The sequence below is a fragment of the Eggerthella timonensis genome, assembly GCF_900184265.1.
Classification (GTDB): domain Bacteria; phylum Actinomycetota; class Coriobacteriia; order Coriobacteriales; family Eggerthellaceae; genus Eggerthella; species Eggerthella timonensis.
This window is the reverse complement of record NZ_FXXA01000002.1, coordinates 2,752,885-2,775,693: the sequence shown is the minus strand read 5'-3', so window position 1 is coordinate 2,775,693 and position 22,809 is coordinate 2,752,885. Positions and strand designations below refer to the sequence as shown.

Here is a 22,809-nt window from a genome sequence, read left to right as displayed (position 1 = left end):
GGCGCCGCTCCGGCGCCTCTAGAAGTCGCTGCGCTGCATGTTGAGGTAGTTCAGCAGCTCGCTGCGCTTGTGGATCTGCATCTTCTCGTAGATGTGCCGCACGTGGGTGTTCACCGTGTACGGCGAGATCACCAGCTTCTCGGCCATGTTGTTCGTGGTGTAGCCGCGCGCGATGAGCACGAGGATCTCGGCCTCGCGACCCGACAGGCTGAACTCCTTGGCCACCTCGGAGCAGATCTCGTCGATCTCGGCCTTCGTGGGCGGGGCCGCCGTCAGCGCCACGATGTTGAACTCCTGGCGCACGAGCGGCACCAGCAGCACGGCCAGCACGCACATGAGCCCCAGGCACGTCTCGGGCGTGATGGCGAAGGCCAGGTCGGGCGCGTGCTCGTAGCCCACGGCCCAGGTGTTGCCCACGGCGATGCCCGCGCGCACGAACGCGCCGGAGAAGGCGAACGCCACGGCCGGCGTCACGTAGCCCTTCGACGTGAGGATGCCGAAGTACATGATGAGGAGGATCTCCAGAAGCGACGAGATGCCGGTCGCCATGATGAACGAGGGGAAGAAGGCGGCCTCGTCGGCCAAGAACAGCGCGAACGCGGCGATGAGCAGCACGATGAGCCAGGGGAACATCTTGAATATGTTGGCCTTGTCCTTCGAGACCATGCTGATGCCCGCGATGCCCAGCATGAGGACGGCGCCGCCGAGGATGCCCAGCGTGAAGCTGAGGTCGCCGGTGGGAAGCGCCTCCCAGGGGATGATGGCCACGAGGAAGTAGCACGCGGTGCTCGCCAAGAACGTGATGGCGCTCACCACCACCATGTTCTTGAGGCCGCCCTGCGCGGCGCTCTTCGGCAGCAGCACGGGGAAGGAGTGCGCCCCGTCGCGGCGGGCGGCCACGAGCAGCGCGCCGGAAGCGATGGGCAGCAACGAGACGAACACCGTCGTCACGTAGGTGGGCAGCGCCCACGCCAGCGCGATGGTGACGAGCAGGGCCAAGCCGAACGTCGTGCCGATGTGGCGCAGCGAGAAGTTCGCCTTCACGCAGGCGTAGCGCTCGCCCCAGAGTATCCACATGACGGACTCGGTGGCGCCGAGGAAGAAGGACAGCGCGTAGGCGAGGCCCGGGACGGTGAACGCCTGCGGCAGCAGGCACAGCGCGAGCGTCGCGATGCACGTGAGGGCCGGCGAGGCGACGAAGAGCCAGCGGAACGACGAGAGGTGGCGCTTGCGTCCCAGCAGAAACGCGATCAGGAGCAGGAACACGACCGTGGCGCCCAGGTTCACGAGCCAGGAGGTGGTTACGCGCTCGTCGAGCAGCTCCGTTTGCGAGAACATGTGCGGCACGAACCACAGGGCGTAATGCCATGCCAGGAGAAGCGCGAAACCGACGTATTTCAATGCGGGACGGGTCGCGAATTCGGTTAACGAGCCCGCTTTCCCCGTTTTCAACTCAGGCGCTGCTTCCGCTTGGAGTGTCATGAAGCCGACCATCCTTCCTATCTCCCGTTAGCGATGGATGATGATGTCGTTGAGCTGCCATAACGCATCATAACGCGCCATGCCCCCTCCCGATTCATCACCGTGAAAACCTATCACTATTTCCACGGTAACGCCTCGCAAGAAAGTAAGTATTAGGGCAATTAGTGGTGATTTTGCGATGGCAAAACAACGCTCTGCGAACAGAATGCACCCAACGGCTCGGTTCACCGCCGGTCGCCGCCATGAACGTGCCGGCGACCGACTGAGAGACCGGGCGCAGACAAGGAGAAAGGAAGTAAGGATGTCACTGCTTGCCAAGAGCAAGGGAGAGGTTACCTACAAGGAACTCTCCACCCTGCACAAGTGGGCGCTCGTCGTGCTCATCTCCATGGGCTCGTCGATCATCTACGCGCCGATGTATCTGAAGAACGTGTTCTACGATCCGCTGATGCAGGCGCTCGGCGCCACGAACGCCGACCTCGGCCTCATGGTGTCGGCGTACGGCATCGCCGCCATGATCTGCTACCTGCCCTCCGGCATCGTGGCCGACAAGTTCCGCATGCGCACGCTGGCATGGGTCGGCTTCATCGCCACCGCCGTGCTCGTGTTCGTGTACGCGATGCTGCCTTCCGTGCAGATCTGCCTGATCCTGTTCGTGCTCATGGGCGTCACCTCCATCCTCGTGTGGTGGGGCACGCGCTTCAAGGTCATCCGCCTGTGCTGCGAGGAGAACGAGTACGCTTCCAAGATCGGCATCAGCTACTCCATCTACGGCGTCACCGGCCTCGTCATCGGCCTCATCAACGCCGCCATCATCGCCGCCATCTCCGGTTCCGCCGGCGTGCAGGCCATGCTCATCTTCCTGGGCATCGTCATCGCCATCCTCGGCGTGATCTCCTTCTTCATCATCCCCGACTTCAAGGGCGAGATCAACAAGGACGCGAAGCTGTTCAGCGTCAAGGAGGCCATCCAGGCCATCAAGCATCCCGGCGTCATCTGGGCCTGCGTCGCGTACTTCGCCTGCTACGCCGTGTACCAGGGCGCTACCTACACCACGCCGTACCTCACGCAGTGCTTCAACGCCGACGGCAACCTCGTGAACATCGTCGGCCTCATCCGCACCTACGGCATCGGCCTCATCGCCGGCCCGATCGTCGGCTTCATCGCCACGAAGATCAAGAGCCCCTCGAAGACCATCCTGGGCGGCTTCATCCTGTCCATCGCGGTGCTCGTCGGCTTCATCCTGTTCCCGCAGGATCCCTCCGGCGCGATGGTTGCCTCCATCCTCGTGGTCGTGTTCGGCTTCACCACTTACGGCGCCTTCTCCATCGGCTCCTCGCCGCTGTCCGAGGTCAAGATCCCCATGGCCATCTTCGGCACCGCTTCCGGCCTGCTGTCCGTCATCGGCTTCTTGCCTGACGTGTTCATCCACACCTGGTACGGCGGCATGATCGACGCCCAGGGCACGGCCGCCTTCTCGAGCATCTTCGGCTTCGAGATCATGTTCGGCGTCATCGGCTGCGTCGCGCTGGTCATGTTGCTCCGCAGCATCAAGAAGCACTTCGGCGCCGCGGATGCCGCCGAGGTCGAAGAAGAGGCCGTCAAGGCGTAAGTCTCCATCCGAAACGATGCGGGGGCGCGCCGCCGTGAGCCGCGCCCCCGCATCTCGAATCACCTCATCAACCAACGCGAATCGGAAAGGTCGTGCATCATGAACAAGCTCGACGTCCTGTCGAAGATCAACCCGCAGATGAAGGCGGTTCTCGCCAAAGAGGACGAGCTGGCGGGCGACGCGAACGACACGAGCGTGGGCTTCGAGGTCATGCGCGAGAACTACGTGGCGGGCCGTGCGTACTGGACCGAGGGCGGCCCGGTCATGGCGGAGCAGCTCGACGCCGAGGTCGACGGCCCCCACGGCGCCGTTCCGGTTCGCTACTACTATCCCACCGCTGCGGCCGCCGCAGGCCGTGCGGCGGCCGAGCCCGCCACGCCGGCCATCGTGTACGTGCACGGCGGCGGGTTCGTGCTGGGCAACCTCGACACGCACGATCGCGTCTGCCGCATCCTGGCGCAGAACACGGGCGTCGTCGTGGTGGCCGTGGACTACCGGCTGTCGCCCGAGGCGAAGTTCCCGAGCGCGGTGGAGGAAGTGGCCGCCGTGGCGGCGTACCTGCACGAGCAGGGAGCCCGGCACGGCATCGACGGCGAGCGCCTGTCCTTCGCCGGCGACTCCGGCGGCGCGCATCTGGGCCTCGCGGCCACGCTGTACCTGCGCGAGGAGCTGGGCGGCAGCGGGTTCGTGAAGTGCTGCCTGCTGTTCTACGGCTGGTTCGGCCTGACCGACTCGTCCTCGATGCGCCTTCTGGGCGGCCCGTGGGACGGTCTCACCGAGGCCGACTGGCAGTTCTACATGCAGATGTACGCGAACGACCCCGCCGAGCTGGAAACCAACCCGTACGCGAACCTGTTCCTGAACGACCTGGAGCGCGACATGCCGGCCTGCTACATCGCGGCGGCGGAGTACGACCCGCTGCGCGACGACAGCACCACGTTGGCGGCCATCTGCGAGCAGTACGGCACGCCCGTGCGCTACGAGGTGTTCGAGGGCGTCATCCACGCGTTTCTGCACTACACCAAGATGCTCGATGCGGCCAACGACGCCCTCGAGCATGGCGCGACCTTCTACCGCGAGCAGCTGGGGCTGTAGGCCCGGCTGTCGCGGCCGGAAGACCAACCAAGGCTACAGCGGGGGATCAGCCCCCGTTGCACAAACACCAAAAGGAGGATCGTCATGGATTTCAAGTTGACGGACGAGCAGGAGCTGATCGTCGATAGCTACCGCGAGTACATGGAGAGCGAGAACTGGGAGACCTACTTCCACGAGTGCGACGAGCAGCACGCCTACCCGCTGCGCTGGGTGAAGGGACTCTGCGAGCTGGGCTTCGACCAGATCATGCTCCCCGAGAGCCACGGCGGCCTCGGCCTTGAGCAGCCGGCCGTGACGCTCATGGCCGTCTACGAGGTGCTCGGCCGCTACGGCGCCCCCACCTACGTGCTCTACCAGCTCCCGGGCTTCGAGACCATCATCCGCGAGGGCACCGAGGAGCAGATCGAGGCCGTCATGTCCACGCTGGGCTCCGGCGAGCAGATCTGGAACTCCGCCTGCACCGAGCCGGGCGCCGGCTCCGACGTGGGCGCGCTGGCCACGACGTACAAGCGCGAGAACGGCAAGATCTACCTCAACGGCACCAAGACCTTCATCACCTCCTCGCTGGGCGTGAAGTACCTCGTCATCATGGCGAAGAACGCCGACGACCCGAGCGTGTTCACCGAGTTCTTCCTCGACATGTCCAAGCCGGGCGTGAAGCTGTCCCCGCTGACCAAGCTGGGCCTGCGCATGGACAGCTGCTGCGAGGTCTACATGGACAACGTGGAGCTCGAGGAGAAGGACATCTTCGGCAAGGAGGGCAACGGCTTCATGCGCGGCGTGTCCGACTTCAACTTCGAGCGCTGGCTCGTGGGCGCCTGCGACTACGGCACCGCCATCAGCGCGTTCGAGGACGCCATGGCGCACGCGAACACCCGCATCGCCTTCGGCAAGCCGATCAGCCGCCAGCAGCTCAACCAGCTCAAGATCGCCGAGATGTGCATCAAGCTGACGAACATGAAGAACATGCTGTACGAGGCCGCCTGGAACGCCGACAACAACGGCGGCGACTTCGACCCGGCCGCGGCCGCCATGTGCAAGTACTACTGCGCCAACGCCTCCTTCCAGGTGGTGGACGACGCCATGCAGATCATGGGCGGCATCGCCGTGGCCAGCGAGCACCGCATCAACCGCATCTGGCGCGACCTGCGCGTCGACCGCGTCTCCGGCGGCACCGACGAGATGATGATCCTCGCCACCTCCAAGGGCGCCTCCATCAAGTACAAGCAGAAGTAAGCGCACCGTACGCCTGCGGGGGCGCTCCCTACGCCCCCGCTTCATGAAACCCATGCGAAACAAGGAGGATTTCAACCATGGCACTACCTACCGAAAAGCCCTCGTACGGCCCCCTCGACGGCGTCAAGGTCGTCTACGCGGCGGTGGAGCTGGCGTGCCCGAAGGCCGCCGACCTCATGGCCGACTGGGGCGCCGACGTCGTCTGGCTCGAGAACACGGGCGCGGGCGACACCATCCGCGACACCGCGTACGTGAAGCAGGCCGAGCGCCGCAACCAGCGCTCCGTCGCCCTGAACTACTTCTCCGAAGAGGGCAAGAAGGTCTTCTTCGACCTCGTGAAGGACGCCGACATCTTCATGGAGGCCTCCAAGGGCGGCACGTGGGCCCGCAAGGGCATCACCGACGACGTGCTGTGGGAGCTCAACCCCAAGATGGTCATCGTGCACGTCTCCGGCTTCGGCCAGGAGGGCGACCCCAAGATGGTCAAGCGCGCCGCCTACGACCTGACGGTCATGGCCTACTCCGGCATCATCATGCAGAACGGCACGGAGGAGCAGCCCATGCTCCCCGGACCCTACGCCGGCGACTACTTCAATACGCTCATGATCGCCTCCTCGGCGCTCGCGGCTCTCTACAAGGCCGAGAAGTCCGGCAAGGGCGAGAGCATCGACCTGGCCATGTACGAGACGCTGCTGGCCATCGGCCAGTACTACCTCGTCGACTACCTCAACGAGGGCATCAAGTGGCCCCGTCCCGGCGCCCGCAACCAGAACCTCTGCGGCATCGGCGAGTTCAAGTGCAAGGACGGCTTCCTGGGCGTGTGCCTGTACGGCGTCGACCAGAACAAGTACTTCCTCGAGACGATCGGCCTCGGCCATCTCTGGGGCACCGAGGACATCCCCGAGGACACCTCGGGACTGTGGCTGTCCAACCCGCACGCAGACGAGATCCAGAAGGCGTTCGAGGACTACTGCCTGGCGAACTCCAAGTACGACATCGAGGAGGACTTCGCGGCGCACCGCATCGCCGCCCAGGTGGTCAACGACATGGAGGACCTCGTCGAGGAGGAGCACCTGAAGCTCCGCAACACGTGGGTGGACTGGGAGACGGCCGACGGCGAGACGTTCCACGGTCTCGGCGTGTTCCCGAAGTTCAAGAACAACCCGGGCCAGATCTGGCGCCCGATGCCGAACCAGGGCGGCGACACCGTCGACGTCATGACGAAGCTGGGCTACACGCAGGAGCAGATCGACGAGCTGGCCGCGGCCGGCGTCGTGAAGATCGGCTAGCCTGTTCGCCCGACGGTCGGGAAGCTGCATTCCCGGCCGTCCGCTCGGCGGATGCGCGGACCGCATGCATGCCGCGCATCCGCACGACGCCGCCTTTGCGGGCCACGCACCCGCGACGGCGGCATCGTGCGGATAACCAGGGGATCGATGGATGGAAAAGGTGAGACGATTGACCGACATCGTGGGAAACGAAACGGTGCGAAGCCTGTGGGATGGCCTCGTCGCCGCCTGCGGGGACCGCGAGTTCCTCATCTTCCGCGATCGCACGGGCTCGACGAGCACGTACACGTACCGCGCGTTCAACGAGGAGATCGACCGCACGGCCAACGTGTTCTTGTCCATGGGCGTCGAGGCCGGCGAGCGCGTGGCGGTGCAGCTGTGCACGTGCCCCGAGTTCATGATGTGCCTGTTCGGCCTCGCGAAGATCGGCGCCGTCATGGTGCCCATGAACGAGCAGTACCTCGTGGAGGAGGCCGCGTTCGTGCTCGAGCGCACCGAGGCCTCCTGCGCGCTCGTGGAGCCAAAGTTCCTCGACCTGTACCGCGAGGTGCGCGAAAGCGGCCCGTACCTGCCCAAGGGCGTGCTCGTGGCCCGCACCGAAGACGACAACGTGGAAGGCGTCGAGGAGGCCCGCGGCGCGCTCGGACGCTATGAAGGCCTGCGCGACTTCTCGCGGCTGCGGGCCGAGGCCGCGGCCGAGCTCGAGGAGGAGCGCCCGCTCTGCGCGGACGACCCGGCCGAGATCATCTTCACGAGCGGCACCACGTCGCGCCCGAAGGGCGTCGTGCTCACCCATGCGAACATCCTGTTCAGCGGTTTGTACGGCGACTGGGAGGTGGCGCTCACGCGCGACGACCGCCTGCTCACCACCATGCCGGCCTGCCATTCCAACTTCCAGCTGGCGGCCCTCATGCCGGTGCTCACCGTGGGCGCCACGCTCATCGTGGTGGAGAAGTACAGCGCCAGCCGCTTCTGGTCGCAGATCCGCGAGTTCAAGGCCACCGTCACGCAGTGCGTGGCCATGATGCTGCGCACGCTCATGCTGCAGCCCGCCCATCCCGACGACCGCAACCACACGCTGCGCGAGATCCTCTACTTCCTGCCGGTGTCCGATGCCGAGAAGGAGGCCTTCGAGGAGCGCTTCGGCGTGTCGCTCATGAACACGTACGGCTCCACCGAGTCCATCGGCTGGGTGCTCACCGACCCGCCCACGGGCGCGCGCCGGTGGCCGTCGGTGGGACGCGCGGGCATGGGCTACGAGGTGCGCATCATGCGCGAGGACGGCACGGAGGCCGAGGCGCACGAGGTGGGCGAGATCCAGGTGCACGGCGTGCGGGGGCGCACCATCATGAAGGAGTACTTCAACGACGAGGAGGCCACGGCGCGCACGTTCACCGCCGACGGCTGGCTCAAGACCGGCGACAAGGGCTACGTGGACGAGGACGGCTGGTTCTTCTTCGTCGACCGCAAGGTGAACATGATCAAGCGGGCGGGGGAGAACATCTCCACCACCGAGCTCGAGAACGTGCTGGCGGGCCATCCCCTCATCGCCGAAGCCGCGGTCATCGGCGTGCCCGACCCGATCCGCGACCAGGCCGTCAAGGCGTTCGTGCTGCCGGTCGCCGGCGCGAAGCTCACCGAGGAGGACGTGCTGGCCTTTTGCGAGGAGCACATGGCCGGCTTCAAGGTGCCTTCCTTCGTGGAGATCGTGGAGAGCTTCCCCCGCACCTGCTCCATGAAGATCGAGAAGAAGCTGTTGCGGTGACCTGCGGTGGCGGCGAAGGCCCGGGGCGAGGGTCCGAAAGACCGTCGCTTTAGCTCCAAGGATCTTTCAGACCCTCGCCCTGAGCCTTCGCCTGCGCGCAATCGAACGGCTTCGGTTGCTCGGAAGCCCTTTTTGTATTGGGAGATTAAGGAGAACGACCATGGCAATCAGCACTGAAATCGTGGGCAAGGAGTTCGGCCCGTTCGTACGGGAGTACACGTTCAAGGACCTCGAGATCTGCGCGCTCGGCTGCAACGCCGGCTACGACGGCCAGACCGACCTCGAGTACGTCAACGAGGGGGATGCGGCCCATCCCGAGCTCAAGGTGCTGCCCATCTTCGGCGTGCCGCTGACCGTGCACGAGGAGATGACGCGCACGTTGGACTACGGCTACGACTACGACGGCTCGCTGCACTACGGCTTCGAGATCCGCCTGCACGCGCCATTCAAGATGAACGACCGCATCGAGACGTTCGTCACCCAGGACGCGCTGTACGACCGCGGCGAGGGCCGCGGCTGCCTGTCGAAGCAGACGGGCCGCTCCTACTCCTCCGACGGCACGCTTCTGTGCGAGACCGAGACGTGGGACGTGTGCATCTACGACGGCGGCTGGGGAGGTCCCAAGCCCCCGAAGGACATCGTCGAGATGCCCGAGCGCGCGCCCGACGCCGTGGTGGCCGAGACCATGCCGCTCAACATGCCGCTCATCTACCGCCTCATGGGCGACTGGCACCAGCAGCACATCGACTTCGCCTACACCGAGCAGACGGGCCTCGCGCGCCCCATCGCGCACGGCGTGAGCCTCGGCGGCTTCGCGATGCGCCACATCATCAGCTCGTTCTTCCCGGGCGAGCCCGAGCGCATGACGCGCTTCAAGACCCGCATCACCTCGCCGGTGCTGCCGGGCACCGCGCTCGAGACCCGCATGTGGAAGGTGGGCGACAACGAGATCCGCTTCCAGCTTGTCGACGCCGACGCCGACGAGACCGGTGCCAAGCCGCACCTGAACTTCGGCATCTGCGAGTGGGAATAGCAGGTTCAACCGGGCGGGGGCCGGTTCCGGGAGGCGAGGGTCTGAAAGACCGTCGCTTCGCTCCAAGGATAGTTCCGACCCTTGCCCTCCCGGAACCGCTTCCTGCGATTGACGCGGGCGGGGCCGTTTTTCAAGCACGCAAGGAGATGATGAGCATGAGCAACGTGAAACAGATGACCCAGGTGACGAGCCCGCCCATGGGAGAGGTCGCCGACAGCGCCAAGCAGATCGGCGAGGACGTGGTCGACAAGGTGAAGAAGTCGGCCAAGAAGACCATGGACGACGTCGCCATGACCCCCTTCCTCCGCAAGATCACGTTCTTCTCGAGCGGCGGCTCGTTCCTCGACGGCTACGTGCTCTCGCTCATCGGCGTCGCCCTCACGCAGATCACGCCGCTGTTCAACCTCGACGAGGCCTGGAGCGCGGCCATCGGCGCGTCGGTCCTGCTGGGCATCTTCGTGGGCACGATCGCGGGCGGCTACCTCACCGACCGCATCGGGCGCAAGAAGATGTTCATCGTCGACATCGTTGCCATCGGGCTGTTCTCCATCCTGAGCGTGTTCTGCGCCGACCCGCTTCAGCTCGTGGCCGCTCGCTTCTTCATCGGCGTGTTCGTGGGCGCCGACTACCCGATAGCCACCTCGCTCATCGCCGAGTTCACGCCCAAGCAGCACCGCTCCATCTCGATGGGCATGGTGTCGGCCGCCTGGTACCTCGGCGCCACCGTGGCGGCGTTCGTGGGGTACTTCCTCTACAGCGTGCCCAACGGCTGGCAATGGATGCTCGGCTCGGCCGTCATTCCCTGCATCATCCTGCTGGTCGGGCGCCACGACATCCCCGAGTCGCCCATGTGGCTGGCGCAGAAGGGCCGTACCGAGGAGGCGGACGCCGTCATGAAGCGCGTGTTCGGCGAGGGCGTCGAGCTCGAGCTGGAGGAGCCGGGCGAGAAGACCAGCCTGCGCAAGGTATTCGCCGGCGGTTACGCCAAGCGCATCGTGTTCCTGGGCATTCTGACGCTGTGCCAGGTGGTGCCCATGTACGCCATCTACACGTTCGGCCCCGAGATCATGACGGCCTTCGGGCTGGGCCAGGGCCACGAGGCCATCCTGGGCGAGAGCGTGGTCAGCCTGTTCTTCCTCATCGGCTCCATCCCGGCCATGTTCTGGCTGAACTCGATGGGGCGGCGGCCGCTGCTCATCCGCTCGCTCGCGCTCATGGCCGTGGGCCTCGTCGTCCTCGGCGTGTTCCCCGACGCGCCTGTCTTCGTGATCATCCTCGGGTTCGGCCTGTACGCGTTCTTCAGCGGCGGTCCGGGCATCCTGCAGTGGCTCTATCCCAACGAGCTGTTCCCGACCGAGGTGCGCGCCTCGGCGGTGGGCATCGCCATCGCGTTCTCGCGCATCGGCACCATCGTCGCCACGTACGGCACGCCGCTGTTCCTGGCAGCCTACGGCGTGGGGCCCACCATGCTCGTCGCCGCGGGCCTCGTGATCCTCGGGCTCGTGCTGTCGGTGCTCATGGCGCCCGAGACGAAGGGCAAGTCGCTTCTGGAGACGAGCTCGCTCGACGAGGGGGACGCGAGCCCGCGCGGGGCGTGAGGCTGCGAGCGCGGAACAGGGGAGCTGCGGCGCCCACGCGCGCGTCCGGGCGGGGAGCCCTGCGGCGCCTGCGTGCGCGTTCGGGGTGCCGCTGAAACCTTCCCATGCGCGTTCGGGAGGGGACGCCGCTGAGACCCTCCCGTGCGCGTTCGGGCGGTCCGATGTGTGGCAAAATGGGGTTTTTGGCAGGTTCCGCGCTCTTTCCGGAGACGCTTTCAGGCAAAACCCCAGGTCGCGTTTTTTCGTTGCGTCAAAACGCCCGTCTCAAGTGGTTCCGATCTGCCAAAAATCCGATTTTGCCACACATAGCGTGCCGGATCGTGCCAGCGGACGGCCCCTCCTGGATCTCTCATGCGCTGAAGAAGGAGCCGGTCAGCATACCGTGCAATTCGTGTTGGGCTTTTCGCCAATCGTCCCGGCTCGTCCATAGCCTTTTGCCCAGGCGTTTGGCAAGCAGCCGCGCTATCTCGTCGAGCTCGATGAGATTCCATACCGTCCTGCCCGTTATCGACACCACCGTCACGCCTCTGACGAGCAGGTCGGTTCTCCTCCTCGCATCGTCGGCGAGACCTGAGCGGCTGCTGTGGTGCAGGAAGCTGTCGTACTCGACGGCGATGTTCGCGTCCGCCCAGAGCAGGTCGCAGCGGTAGCGTTGCTCGGAGGGCTTGAGGGATGCCTGCTTCCTGAGATTCGCCTTGCCGTTCATCGTGGGACGGGGCAGGCCGTACCCGCCGAGCCTTGGCGGCAGGCAGAACAGCAGGATGACGGCCGTTTCCATGGGCGAAGCCGATCCCGACGCGATGAAGCGCGCGGCCCTTCGCGCCTTTTCGAGTCCCGGCATACGTTCCGCTTTGAGCAGGAACCGCTCCAGGCGATCGACGGTGGTGAAAGGGGTTTTTCTGTCGAAGTCCACGATGCCGACGGTCTCGATGCCGTAGGTGCCGCAAAGCTCGTCGCCAAGCTTGACGAGCCGAGGCTGGTCCAACGACTCGGCCATCTGGACGAAGGCGAGCTCGGGAGAGGACGAGAACGCGTTTGCGGCGACGGGCAAGAACGAGCGGGCGGGAAACGGGCCGCTTCTCACGTGGCAGCGGACGGTTGCGCATCGCGTCCTCAGCTTCGCGTTCGGCACGAGGAGGTGCACGGGGCGCGTGAGGAACGCCGATCCGGAGCTCGATAGCCCCTCGATATCCGCGCGCGTCGCTTTGCCGACGGACGGGAGGGGAGCGCCGTCGCGGCGGGGAACCCGTCTTCGACGATCGCTTGACGTGCATGCGAGCGGCTTGGCGTTCGTGCTCGCGAGCAACTCGAGGGCGGAAGTATGACTGATGTACATATTCATGACCCGATCGTATCATGGGGCAACGCCGGATGGAGAAGGTGCCGAACAGGCTGTTTACCAAGCGTTATGCGACGTGGAAACGGCGTTGGACCCACGTGGAAACCGCGTTGGATCCGCGTGGAAACGGCGGGGAAATCGCGTTGGAACCGCGTTGGAACCACGTGGAAACGGCGGGGAAACCGCGTTGGATCCGCGTTGGATCCGCGTGCGGAAGCCCCCCCTCCTGAGCGATGCCGTCGCGCGCCTTTGGCGCGGCGGTTGCGCAGCCGTTGCTTGTCCGCGGCGCGGGCCGACCGTACACTGGAAGCATGATGACCCCGCTTCCCGATATCGCCCGCGCCGCCCTCGCGCGCCTGCGCGCCTGGACGCGGCGCCCGTTCGGCACGGGCTATCGCTGGGGCATTCCGCTCGCGCTGTACGCGATGCTCTGCCTGGCGCTGCCGGCGGGAGCGGGGCTCGCGCTGTTCCTTCCGCCGGCATGCGCGTTCGGCGCGAAGGCCGTGCGCGTGTCGCAGTGCATCCATCGCCTCGATTTCGTGCGGCTCGTCGACGAGGGCGGCACCGCGCGCCTCGGCACCGAGGCCGATCGGCTGCAGCGCGCCTGGGTGCTCGGCTGCGTCGCGATCGTGGGGCTCGCCGTCGCGTTGCTGGCGGCGAAGCTCGCGCTCGCGCTCGCGGGACAGGCTCTATCGGGGTCGATCTCGCTGTACCTCGGCTTCGCGGCCGTGCTGCTGGGCGGCTTTCTGCTGTTCTACTTCCTGGCGCTGCGCTTCGACAGCGGTCTCGCCCGAGGGCTGGCCAGCGTCGCGGTCACCCTGCCGGCGTTCTTCGTCATCGTTGCCTTGGCGAGCATGCTGCTGTCCTGGCTCACGGCACTCGTGGGCTCTCTCGGCGTCTCGGCCGAAGGAGCCATCGCGGGCGGCTTCTCGTGGGTGTACGACGTCCAGCGCGTCCTCGGCTCTGCGACGGATCGGTTCGTGCGGCAGGATGCCGTGATCGTCGGCGGCTCCATCGTGTTCGCCGCCGTGCTCCTGCTGCTGTACGCCTACACGGTGCCGTACTACTGGATGTCCAGCGTGGCGCGCTGGTTCAAGGGGCTCGGCATCGTCGCCGTGGTGCTCTCGGGCGCCGCCATCGTGTTCGCGGGCGCGTGGCTCGTGGACGTGCAGCGCTGGGCGGCGACGAGCGAGGACGGCCGGCTCGCCCACGTCCTCGACCCCGACCTCGTGGGCGACAAGGTCCAGGCGCTGGCCGACTACCGTGCCGACGACCTCGTGGCGCTCGTGAAGGCGTTCGTGCTGCCCTACACCGTAGGCGTGTTCGTGGCGAACGCCGTCGTGGCCTACCGCAAGGCGAAGGCGAAGCGCGAGAGCGACGCGATCCTCGACGGGTTCGCCCGCGCCGGCTCCGTGGACGAGGCGGCCCTGCCCGAGCTCGAGAAGCGCTACCTGTTCTTCGGCGGCCGCCGCACGCTGTGGGATATCGCCCTGCGCTCCATCGGCGCCGACGTGCCCCTGCCGAGTCCCTTCGCGCCGCGCAAGCTCACCTGGAAGGAACGCCTGACGGGCGAGCTGGGCGAATGAGACGGGGGTGAGACAGAGGGACGGGGTAAATGTCTCATTTTGCAAAATGAGACATTTACCCCGTCCCTCTGTCTCACCGTCTCACAAAAAAGCCCCCGGCGCTCGGCGTCCGGGGGCTTCGGTGCAAAGGAGGAACTACTTGCCCTGCCAGTTCGGCGTGCGCTTCTCGACGAAGGCGGCCGGGCCCTCGATGCCGTCGGCGGTCTTCTCGAGGAAGCGGTAGGCGGCGTCGGAGTAGCGCATGGCGTCCTCTTCGGACATCTGGTCGGCGGCGTGCACGATGTACTTCGTCCACTTCAGGGCCAGCGGCGCGTTCTTCAGGCACTCTTCGGCCAGCTCGATGGCCTTGTCCATGACCTCTTCGGCCGGCACGACGTAGTTGATCAGGCCGAGCGCCTTCGCCTCGGGGGCCTTGATCTTCTTGCCGGTGAGCAGCAGCTCCATGCAGTCCTTGCGGTTGATGTCGCGGGCGAGGCGCACGAGGCCGCCCGTGGAGGCGATGATGCCGAGGCCCACCTCGGTGCAGCCGAACTTGGCGTTCTCGTTCGCAACGACCATGTCGCAGGACAGGGCGATCTCCATGCCGCCGCCGGCCGCGGAGCCGTTGCAGGCCGCGATGACGGGCTTGGAGCACAGGCGCGCGGTCAGGCCGCCGAAGCCGTGCTCGGTCACGGTCTGGCACTCGCCGCCTTCGCTGAGCTCGGAGAGGTCCTCGCCGGCGCAGAACACCTTGCCGGTGCCGGTGACGATGATCGCGCGCACCGCGGGATCGAGCTCGGCGTTGTTCATGATGTTCTCCATGGCCTTGGAGGTTTCGCCGTTGAGGGCGTTCGCCACGTCGGGTCGGTTGATGCGGATGATCAGCAGGCCGTCCTCGCGAAGTTCGGATACGACGGTGTCGGTGCCATAGTAATCTGCCATTGCTCCTCCTTGGATTGTTGCGATTCTAAACGCCGGTCTCCCAAGCGCCGTCGCCTCCCGCCGCGTCATGTGCAGCACGGCGCGGCGGGAGGAAGGACGCGCCTGGAATCTGTTTCCATCATAGGGATCGTCAGGTATCCGACGCATCGCAAGCAGCGCAGTAATTCGACGATACTGCGCAATCGGGGCATCGCAAAAAAAGCAGTAGGCGCGCGTAAACCGGGGTAGTGAGCGGGGGAGAGTCCCCGTGCGCGCGGCCCTCGCCCCCGCGTTTCCGGGCGGCCTTCGACCCTGCGGCCGCACCGTGCGAAAAAGCATAGTCAAAAGTTGAGTAATGAGGGTTTCACAGCGATTTTGCGATGACGGGGCGGCAACGGCGCTGCAAACTGTCATCAACGCGCTGGGGGACGGCCCGGGCGGCTTCCGAGAAGGCGGGAAAGCCCGAGACGCGCCCGGCCAAGGTTCCGCATACCTCTTATACGTCAAACGAGAAGGGAAAGGTACAGGATGAACATCGTTGCTGCTTTCAAGGTGGTTCCCGACGATCAGGATATCCAGGTGTCGGCCGACGGTTCTCTGGACTACTCCAAGGCGAAGAACACCGTGTCCGCCTACGACCTGAACGCCATCGAGGCCGCCGCCCAGCTGGCCGCCGCCGTGGAAGGCTCGAAGGTGGTCGCCGTTACCGTGGGAGGCGCCGACATCGACGACTCCAAGCTCAAGAAGAACGTGCTCGCCCGCGGCGTGGACGAGCTGTACATGACGGCCGACGATGCGTGCAAGGGCCTCGACGCCAACGCCGCCGCCGGCGCGCTCGCCGAGCTCGTGGGCAAGGTGGGCGGCTTCGACGTCATCCTGTGCGGCGACGGTTCCGCCGACAACTACGCGCAGCAGGTGGACGTGCAGCTGGCCGCGAAGCTGGGCCTGCCCGTGGTGAACGCCGCCACGAAGATCACCGCGAAGGGCGACGTGCTCGAGGTCGAGCGCACGCTCGAGGACGTGGTCGAGGTCGTCGAGGTCCCGCTGCCGGCCGTGGTGTCGGTTGCTCCCGACATCGCGCTGCCCCGCATCCCCGGCATGAAGGACATCCTCGCCGCCGGCAAGAAGCCGATGAACGTGGCCGGCGCCGACGGCGCCTACGAGAGCGCCCTCGAGGTCGTGTCCTGCAAGGCTCCCGAGCAGGCCGACCGCAAGCAGGAGATCCTCGAGGCCTCGGCCGACGGCGCCATCGCGCAGTTCGCCGCCGCCCTCAAGGCCGCGCTGTAAGTTTCCCGACCATCCGTTGCATACAGAAAGGTAGAGTTGATATTCATGAAAGCACTCGTTATCGCTGAACGCGCGGACGCCGCTCGGGAACTCGCTGCTGGCGCTCGCACCATGGCCGACGAGGTCGTCCTCGTCTCCTTCGGCGAGGCCCCCGAGGCCGTCGCCGACAAGATCGCCCGCATCTGCGTGCCCGAGGGCTCCGTCCTCGACGATGCCGCCGACACCGTGATCTCCGTGTTCGACGCCGAGCAGCCGGGCGTCGTGATCGTCGAGCCGACCCGTCACATGAAGACGATCGCGGGCAAGCTGGCCGCCCACGCGAACACCTCCGTCATCACCGACGTCATGTCCTTCGAGGACGGCGCCAAGAGCCTGTACTTCGGCGGCGTGGCCGAGCGCGTGCAGAAGCCGCGCGGCGGCGTGGCCGTGTACACGGTGGGTACGGGCGTCTTCGAGGGCGCCGAGGCCTCCGGCACCAACGCCGTCGAGGACGTCGCCTGGATCGCCCCGGCCAACCCCGTGAAGCTCGTCTCGTCGAACCCCATCGAGAAGAGCGGCGTGGACCTGAACAAGGCCGACATCGTCGTGGCCGCCGGCCGCGGCTTCGCCGAGGAGTCCGAGCTCGACCTGGCGCGCGCCCTGTGCGACAAGCTGGGCGCCGGCCTGGCCTGCTCGCGCCCCCTCACCGAGGGCGTGGACTGGCTCCCCACCGAGCTGTACGTGGGCGTCTCCGGCCTCATGCTGTCGCCGAAGGCGTACGTGGCCTGCGGCATCTCCGGCCAGATGCAGCACATGGTGGGCTGCAACCGCGCTGGCACGATGTTTGCTATCAACAAGGACAAGAACGCTCCGGTGTTCAAGCAGTGCGACTACGGCCTGGTGGGCGACATCAAGGACGTCCTGCCGGCTCTCGCGGCCGCACTGTAAGCCGAGCTTGCTCCCCGGGCCCTTGCGGGCCCGGGGAAGCCGGTCAGGCTGTCATCCCGAGCGCTGCGGGCGGAGGCGGAACGTCGCATCCCCCTCCTCTCCTCGACGAGATCTTCGCCAGCTCGTCGGCAGCATGAAGCGTCCCGCGCCCGCCCCGCGCGCTCGGGATGACAGCCTCGACGGTTTGCGGCGAATGCCGCGGCACGGTAAGATAGTGGAAACGCACACAAGAAAGGACAGGACATGGCTGATTTCGACGCGATCGTCGTCGGCTCCGGGTGCGCGGGCGCCGTGGCGGCCTACGAGCTCGCCCGGGCCGGCAAGAGCGTCCTCGTGGTCGAGCGCGGCAACTTCGCCGGCGCGAAGAACATGACCGGCGGGCGCATCTACTCGCACTCGCTCAAGAAGGTCTTCCCCGACTTCGAGCGGGAGGCCCCCCTCGAGCGAAAGATCACCCACGAGCGCATGGCGTTCATGGACCCCGCCTCGCAGATGGCCATCGACTTCACGAGCCCCGAGCTCGCCGAGGAGGCCAAGGACTCCTACAGCGTGCTGCGCGCGCCCTTCGACCAGTGGCTCGCGAGCAAGGCCGAGGACGCCGGCGCCGAGTACATCTGCGGCATCGCGGTCGAGGAGCTCTTGAAGGACGAGAGCGGCAAGGTCGTCGGCGTGCGCGCCGGCGAGGACGAGATCACCGCCGAGGTGACGATCGTCGCCGAGGGCGTGAACAGCCTCTTGTGCGAGCGCAGCCTCGGCAACCCCCGCCCGAAGGCGAGCCAGATGGCCGTCGGCGTCAAGCAGGTGTTCGAGCTGCCGGCTTCGCAGATCGAGGACCGCTTCCTCGTGCCCGAGGGCGAGGGCGCGGCGATGCTCTTCGTGGGCGACTGCACGCACGGCAACGTGGGCGGCGGCTTTTTGTACACGAACAGGGACTCCGTCTCGCTCGGCCTCGTGGCCACCATCTCGCTGGCCGCCGACGGCTCCAACGAGGTCCCGGTCTACCAGATGCTCGAGGACTTCAAGAACCACCCGGCCGTGGCCCCCGTCATCCGCGGCGCGAAGCTCGTGGAGCACTCCGGCCACATGGTGCCCGAGGGCGGCTACGACATGGTGCCGCGCTACGTCTTCGACGGCGCGCTCGTGGCGGGCGAGTCGGCGGGCCTGTGCATGAACATGGGCTACCAGGTGCGCGGCATGGACTTCGCCGTGGCGTCCGGCCAGATGGCGGGGCTCGCGGCCGCGAAGGCGCTCGACGCGGGCGACACGTCGGCTGCGGGCCTGGCCTCCTACAAGACCGCGATGGAGAGCTCCTTCGTCATCCGGGACCTGGCGACGTTCCGCAAGTGGCCGCACACCATGGAGGGCTGGTCGAGCATGTTCGACGACTACCCGGTCATGATGAAGGAGATCTTCAACGCGCTGTTCAGCGTGGACGGCGAGCCGCAGAAGCCGCTCATGAAGCGCATGATGCCCATCGTGAGGAAGCGCGGCCTGTTCAAGCTGGCCGGCGAGGTGAGGAAGGCGGTGAAGTCGCTGTGAGCAAGGTCGAGGAGATCACGGTCAACGTCGACGAGTTCCTGGCTATCGACAAGTACGAGGTTGACGAGGAGAACGCCCACATCGAGCTGGTCGACGACCCCGACGCGGAGGAGTTCCTGAAGCTCGTTCGCGTGTGCCCGGCGGCCCTGTACAAGATCGACGAGAACGGCGCCAAGTCCTTCGACTACGTCGGCTGCCTCGAGTGCGGCACCTGCCGCATCGCCTGCGAGGGCACCATCGTCAAGAAGTGGGAGAACCCCCAGCCCACCATGGGCGTGGAGTATAGGTACGGCTAGGAAGCCGTTGCCATACGCAGCGTCGAAACGGCGCAGGGTTTCGGGCCCTGCGCCGTTTTTCGTGTGAAATGTCCCAAAAGGGGACAGGCACTTTTGGGACATTTCGCGCGCCAAACAGGGTCGTTCGCCGTCAAGCTCAGTCTTACGCGACGGTTTCAAGCGGGTGGCGGCCGGCAACGCTTCCTGCCGCTTTCGCCTGCGAGGCATTACAGTGGAGGCTCCAACGAACGCATCGAAAGGAGCCCCATCAAATGAGTACGCTCATCGTGCTCGGTTATCCGAGCGAGGCGGAGGCAACGTCCGCTTACCAGAAGATCCTCGACCTCGACAAGAACCTCATCGTCAGCCTGCAGTCCGTCGCCGTCGTGGCGCGTCGCGCCGACGGCAAGTACGACGTGGTCACGCCCGGTTCAAAGGTGGGCACCTCCACCGTGTGGGGCCTGTTCTGGGGCGTGCTGTTCGGCCTCTTGTTCTTCGTGCCGTTCTTCGGCGCGGCCCTCGGCGCAGGCATCGGCGCGCTGACGGGAGCCATCGTCAAGCACGGCGTGGACAAGGACTTCCAGGATCGCGTGCGCAACCTCCTGTCCAGCGACGACAGCGCCGCCGTGTTCATGGTGGTGGACGAGATGACCACCGACAAGTTCATCGACGCCATCCGCCCGTTCGGCGGCGACGTGCTGCAAACCTCGCTGTCCATCAAGGACGAGGAAGAGCTCAAGCACGCCCTCTTCAAGGGCTAGGACGTCCGGCGCTTCCACGCCCGCCCGTCCTTGCGCGTTTCAGCATCCCGCGAAGCCGTCCCTTCTGGGGCGGCTTCGCTCGTCTTGCGCCCCGTTTCGGCGTTGGGCGTCGACGCGCGCCAGCGAGCAGGCTCCGCCATCCGCTCGGACGGCGCGGGCGCGCCAAACTTCTTCGAAGTTTTGGCAGGTTTTGCACGGTATGCACCCCGATCGGATCGGCTCGTCTCGCAACGGCTTCCCTTGCGACCTTAGCCGTCTCGCATCGTCGCAGGTCGGAAAACGTCCATGACGAGATCGCGGCGGAATCGGATGGCCGATGGCGAATTCCGTGCGTTTTCGACCGGAAAACGCGATTCGGCCGGCGCGGCCGTTCCGTGGCCGACGCCGCGTCGGCTGCACCGCGCGTTGGGCTCGTCGCATCGCGCGTCGGGCGGTGCCGAGCGCCTCCGCCGATTTCGCCGCACGCCTTTTCATGATTGGACACCGGCAGCTCATGGGATACCATGGTCGGTACAGCAAGCACGAGGAGAGGACGCTGCCATGGCGGACGAGAACAAGTTGGGGACCAAGATCACGACCCTTCGGACGGCGCATCACCTGTCGAGCCAAGACCTGGCGGATCGCTGCGGATGCGACGTGTCGGTCATCGAGGAGCTCGAGGCCGGCGAGCTGCCGCCTTCGCTCGCGCCTCTCATCAAGATCACGCGCGCGCTGGGCGTGCGCCTCGGAACGCTCATGGACGACGACGAGAACCTGGGTCCCGCCTACATCGACCGTGCCCAGATGGAGGAGGTCGCGAAGGTCAAGACGCTCGAGACGGCCAGCGACGCCGGCGACCTCAGCTACTTCAGCCTGGCCGCGGGGCGCCCCTCGCGTCACATGGACCCGTTCATCATCACGGTCGACCCCTCGGGCGCGACCGATCACGAGCTGGTGGGGCACGAGGGCGAGGAATGGCTCTTCGGCATGGAGGGCTCTATCGAGATCGAGTACGGCAAGGACGTCTACGTGCTGCATCCGGGCGAGAGCATCTACTACGACTGCATCGTGCCGCATCAGGTGCGCGCCCACGACGGCCAGAAGGCGAAGTTCCTCGCCGTCGTCTACACCCCGATCTAGGGAGGGCGAACATGATGACCGACGAGAAGAACGAGGCTGCTTCGGGCGCCCCCGTCCCGGGAGACGCCGACTACCCGCTGCATTCCGAGAAGACCATCGGGCGCTACTTCCGCGACCAGGTCGCCGTGGATCCCGACCACGAGTTCGTCGTGTACCCCGACCGCGACCTGCGCTGGACGTACGAGGACTTCGACGAGCGCACCGACAACCTGGCGCGCGGGCTTCTCGCCATCGGCATGCGCCCGGGCGACCACCTGGGCGTGTGGGCGCGCAACATTCCCGACTGGTTGACGTTCATGTACGCCACGGCCAAAATCGGCGTGGTCATGGTGACGGTGAACCCCGTGTACAAGAGCCACGAGCTGGACTATGTGCTGAAGCAGTCCGACATGAAGGCGCTCTGCGTCATCGACGCCTACCGCGACGTGGACTACCTCGAGATCATCCGCGAGCTCGTGCCCGAGACGCTCACGCAGCAGCGCGGCTACCTGGAGTCCGAGACGTACCCGTTCCTCAAGAACGTCATCTACATGGGCCCCGAGAAGCACCGCGGCTGCTACAGCGTGCCCGAGCTCGTGCTGCTGGGCCAGCACGTGCCGGCTGACGCGCTCGCGGAGGCCGAAACCCATTTCGACAACAACGACGTGGTGATGATGCAGTACACGTCCGGCACGACGGGCTTCCCGAAGGGCGTCATGCTCACGCATCGCAACATCCTCAACAACGGCTTCTACATCGGCGAGGGGCAGAAGCTGGGGGCGGACGACCGCGTGTGCCTGCCGGTGCCGTTCTTCCACTGCTTCGGGTGCGTGCTGGGCGTCATGGCGAACCTCACGCACCGCTCCACCATGATCATCGTGGAGGAATTCGACGCCAGCCTCGTGTTGCAGGCCATCCACAAGGAGCGCGCCACCAGCGTGTACGGCGTGCCCACGATGTTCATCGCCGAGCTCAACCATCCCGATTTCGACACGTTCGACCTGTCGAGCCTACGTACGGGCATCATGGCCGGAAGCCCGTGTCCGCCCGAGACGATGCGCGAGGTCATGGACAAGATGTTCATGAAGGAGATCACCATCTGCTACGGCCTCACCGAGACGAGCCCCGTGTTCACGCAGACGAGCGCCGACGACGACATCGAGCACAAGTGCGAGACGGTGGGGCGCAAGCACCCGCCCGTGGACGTGCGCGTGATCGATCCCGCCGACGGCCACATCTGCGTGCCGGGAGAGCCGGGCGAGCTGTGCTGCAAGGGCTACAACGTGATGAAGGGCTACTACAAGATGCCTGAGGAGACGGCGCGCGCCATCGACGCGGCCGGCTACCTGCATTCGGGCGACCTCGGCACGGTGGACGAGGACGGCTACTATCGCGTCACCGGGCGCATCAAGGACATGATCATCCGCGGCGGCGAGAACGTCTACCCGCTCGAGGTGGAGAACTTCCTGCTGACCATGCCCGGCGTGCTGGACGCCCAGGTGGTGGGCATCCCCGATGCGAAGCTCGGCGAGCTCGTGGGCGCGTTCGTGCGCGTGCGCCCCGGGTACGAGGGCATGACCGAGGACGACGTGCGCGCCTTCGCCATCCCGCGCATCGCGCGCTACAAGGTGCCCAAGCGCGTGTTCTTCGTGGACGATTTCCCCATGACCCCGTCCATGAAGGTGCAGAAATTCAAGCTGCGCGAAATGGCCGAAGAGCTGGTGCGGGCCGGGAAGTAGGCGGGGCGCCGCGCGCTCGTGGAGCGTGCGGCGCACCCGTTTCCGCGGAAGCGCGGTTCGTCGCGGCGAGGCGTACGCGCCCGAGCCGAGCGTGCGGTTTCCGGCGGCCGCTCGGGTCTTTTTCGTGCAGTAATCACCGTAATGTTGCGCTGTCGGACGCCATGCGGTCGCTACGATTTTTGCGACCTGGGGAAACGCTCGCGAAGGGCATGGCGGCCGCAGGCGAAAGCCCGGCGGAGGCGCACCAA

Annotated in this window: 18 protein-coding genes; 15 read left to right on the top strand and 3 right to left on the bottom strand. The window is 66.1% G+C overall.

The features are described from left to right. Positions 1 to 18: 18 nt before the first annotated feature. Positions 19 to 1,482 carry a helix-turn-helix transcriptional regulator gene (locus C1A15_RS11655; RefSeq protein ID WP_101723782.1) on the bottom strand — a complete coding sequence of 488 codons (1,464 nt, stop codon included), beginning with the start codon at positions 1,480 to 1,482 and terminating at the stop codon, positions 19 to 21. Positions 1,483 to 1,783: 301 nt separating this feature from the next. On the opposite strand from C1A15_RS11655, the gene C1A15_RS11650 reads away from it, so the two are divergent. From C1A15_RS11650 to C1A15_RS11620, 7 genes are all read left to right on the top strand, one after another. Next, complete coding sequence (locus C1A15_RS11650; RefSeq protein ID WP_101722727.1) at positions 1,784 to 3,094, top strand: MFS transporter; 1,311 nt, start codon at positions 1,784 to 1,786, stop codon at positions 3,092 to 3,094. Positions 3,095 to 3,193: 99 nt separating this feature from the next. Next, a complete protein-coding gene (gene aes / locus C1A15_RS11645; protein WP_101722726.1) occupies positions 3,194 to 4,189 on the top strand; it encodes an acetyl esterase in 996 nt (331 codons plus the stop codon). Positions 4,190 to 4,273: 84 nt separating this feature from the next. Continuing rightward, positions 4,274 to 5,425, top strand: coding sequence for a crotonobetainyl-CoA dehydrogenase (caiA, locus tag C1A15_RS11640; RefSeq protein ID WP_101722725.1), 1,152 nt, complete (start codon positions 4,274 to 4,276; stop codon positions 5,423 to 5,425). Positions 5,426 to 5,502: 77 nt separating this feature from the next. After that, positions 5,503 to 6,714, top strand: coding sequence for an L-carnitine CoA-transferase (gene caiB, locus C1A15_RS11635; protein ID WP_101722724.1), 1,212 nt, complete (start codon positions 5,503 to 5,505; stop codon positions 6,712 to 6,714). A 160-nt stretch (positions 6,715 to 6,874) separates the two neighbouring features. Beyond that, positions 6,875 to 8,479 (top strand): crotonobetaine/carnitine-CoA ligase, encoded by a 1,605-nt coding sequence (gene caiC / locus C1A15_RS11630; protein WP_245865008.1) that lies wholly within the window; start codon positions 6,875 to 6,877, stop codon positions 8,477 to 8,479. 160 nt (positions 8,480 to 8,639) lie between these two features. Next, positions 8,640 to 9,512: a MaoC/PaaZ C-terminal domain-containing protein gene (locus C1A15_RS11625; RefSeq protein WP_101722722.1), complete on the top strand. Its 873-nt coding sequence runs from the start codon at positions 8,640 to 8,642 to the stop codon at positions 9,510 to 9,512. Positions 9,513 to 9,667: 155 nt separating this feature from the next. Further along, complete coding sequence (locus C1A15_RS11620) at positions 9,668 to 11,110, top strand: MFS transporter (protein WP_101723781.1); 1,443 nt, start codon at positions 9,668 to 9,670, stop codon at positions 11,108 to 11,110. A gap of 349 nt (positions 11,111 to 11,459) precedes the next feature. On the opposite strand, the gene C1A15_RS11615 is transcribed toward C1A15_RS11620, so the two are convergent. Further along, complete coding sequence (locus tag C1A15_RS11615) at positions 11,460 to 12,452, bottom strand: hypothetical protein (RefSeq protein WP_101722721.1); 993 nt, start codon at positions 12,450 to 12,452, stop codon at positions 11,460 to 11,462. A 308-nt stretch (positions 12,453 to 12,760) separates the two neighbouring features. Between C1A15_RS11615 and C1A15_RS11610 the strand changes: the two genes are divergently transcribed. Beyond that, the gene (locus C1A15_RS11610) at positions 12,761 to 14,035 is read left to right on the top strand and encodes a hypothetical protein (protein WP_101722720.1); all 1,275 of its coding nucleotides are present in this window, start codon (positions 12,761 to 12,763) and stop codon (positions 14,033 to 14,035) included. 135 nt (positions 14,036 to 14,170) lie between these two features. Here the strand turns inward: C1A15_RS11610 and C1A15_RS11605 are convergent, their stop codons facing one another. Further along, positions 14,171 to 14,956, bottom strand: a complete 786-nt coding sequence (locus C1A15_RS11605) for an enoyl-CoA hydratase/isomerase family protein (protein WP_101722719.1) — start codon at positions 14,954 to 14,956, stop codon at positions 14,171 to 14,173. A 507-nt stretch (positions 14,957 to 15,463) separates the two neighbouring features. Between C1A15_RS11605 and fixA the strand changes: the two genes are divergently transcribed. The 7 genes from fixA (at position 15,464) to C1A15_RS11570 (ending at position 22,561) form a co-directional block, all read left to right on the top strand. Further along, complete coding sequence (gene fixA, locus C1A15_RS11600) at positions 15,464 to 16,222, top strand: putative electron transfer flavoprotein FixA (RefSeq protein ID WP_101722718.1); 759 nt, start codon at positions 15,464 to 15,466, stop codon at positions 16,220 to 16,222. 45 nt (positions 16,223 to 16,267) lie between these two features. Beyond that, on the top strand, positions 16,268 to 17,149 hold the full coding sequence (locus tag C1A15_RS11595; protein ID WP_101722717.1) for an electron transfer flavoprotein subunit alpha/FixB family protein: 882 nt from the start codon (positions 16,268 to 16,270) through the stop codon (positions 17,147 to 17,149). Positions 17,150 to 17,392: 243 nt separating this feature from the next. After that, positions 17,393 to 18,688 (top strand): FAD-dependent oxidoreductase, encoded by a 1,296-nt coding sequence (locus C1A15_RS11590; RefSeq protein ID WP_101722716.1) that lies wholly within the window; start codon positions 17,393 to 17,395, stop codon positions 18,686 to 18,688. After that, entirely contained in the window at positions 18,685 to 18,984 is a 300-nt protein-coding gene (locus C1A15_RS11585) for a ferredoxin family protein (RefSeq protein ID WP_101721077.1), read from the top strand. The genes C1A15_RS11590 and C1A15_RS11585 overlap by 4 nt, the downstream gene beginning before the upstream one ends. A gap of 251 nt (positions 18,985 to 19,235) precedes the next feature. Next, complete coding sequence (locus C1A15_RS11580; protein ID WP_101722715.1) at positions 19,236 to 19,724, top strand: DUF1269 domain-containing protein; 489 nt, start codon at positions 19,236 to 19,238, stop codon at positions 19,722 to 19,724. 540 nt (positions 19,725 to 20,264) lie between these two features. Next, complete coding sequence (locus C1A15_RS11575; protein ID WP_101722714.1) at positions 20,265 to 20,843, top strand: helix-turn-helix domain-containing protein; 579 nt, start codon at positions 20,265 to 20,267, stop codon at positions 20,841 to 20,843. 11 nt (positions 20,844 to 20,854) lie between these two features. Beyond that, a complete protein-coding gene (locus C1A15_RS11570; protein WP_245865007.1) occupies positions 20,855 to 22,561 on the top strand; it encodes an AMP-binding protein in 1,707 nt (568 codons plus the stop codon). The last annotated feature ends 248 nt before the right edge of the window (positions 22,562 to 22,809 follow it).

Coding starts and splice junctions, on each gene's coding strand:
- C1A15_RS11655 (WP_101723782.1), bottom strand. CDS start 1,482: ATGACACTCCAAGCGGAAGCAGCGCCTGAGTTGAAAACGGGGAAAGCG.
- C1A15_RS11650 (WP_101722727.1), top strand. CDS start 1,784: ATGTCACTGCTTGCCAAGAGCAAGGGAGAGGTTACCTACAAGGAACTC.
- aes (WP_101722726.1), top strand. CDS start 3,194: ATGAACAAGCTCGACGTCCTGTCGAAGATCAACCCGCAGATGAAGGCG.
- caiA (WP_101722725.1), top strand. CDS start 4,274: ATGGATTTCAAGTTGACGGACGAGCAGGAGCTGATCGTCGATAGCTAC.
- caiB (WP_101722724.1), top strand. CDS start 5,503: ATGGCACTACCTACCGAAAAGCCCTCGTACGGCCCCCTCGACGGCGTC.
- C1A15_RS11625 (WP_101722722.1), top strand. CDS start 8,640: ATGGCAATCAGCACTGAAATCGTGGGCAAGGAGTTCGGCCCGTTCGTA.
- C1A15_RS11620 (WP_101723781.1), top strand. CDS start 9,668: ATGAGCAACGTGAAACAGATGACCCAGGTGACGAGCCCGCCCATGGGA.
- C1A15_RS11615 (WP_101722721.1), bottom strand. CDS start 12,452: ATGAATATGTACATCAGTCATACTTCCGCCCTCGAGTTGCTCGCGAGC.
- C1A15_RS11610 (WP_101722720.1), top strand. CDS start 12,761: ATGATGACCCCGCTTCCCGATATCGCCCGCGCCGCCCTCGCGCGCCTG.
- C1A15_RS11605 (WP_101722719.1), bottom strand. CDS start 14,956: ATGGCAGATTACTATGGCACCGACACCGTCGTATCCGAACTTCGCGAG.
- fixA (WP_101722718.1), top strand. CDS start 15,464: ATGAACATCGTTGCTGCTTTCAAGGTGGTTCCCGACGATCAGGATATC.
- C1A15_RS11595 (WP_101722717.1), top strand. CDS start 16,268: ATGAAAGCACTCGTTATCGCTGAACGCGCGGACGCCGCTCGGGAACTC.
- C1A15_RS11590 (WP_101722716.1), top strand. CDS start 17,393: ATGGCTGATTTCGACGCGATCGTCGTCGGCTCCGGGTGCGCGGGCGCC.
- C1A15_RS11580 (WP_101722715.1), top strand. CDS start 19,236: ATGAGTACGCTCATCGTGCTCGGTTATCCGAGCGAGGCGGAGGCAACG.
- C1A15_RS11575 (WP_101722714.1), top strand. CDS start 20,265: ATGGCGGACGAGAACAAGTTGGGGACCAAGATCACGACCCTTCGGACG.
- C1A15_RS11570 (WP_245865007.1), top strand. CDS start 20,855: ATGATGACCGACGAGAAGAACGAGGCTGCTTCGGGCGCCCCCGTCCCG.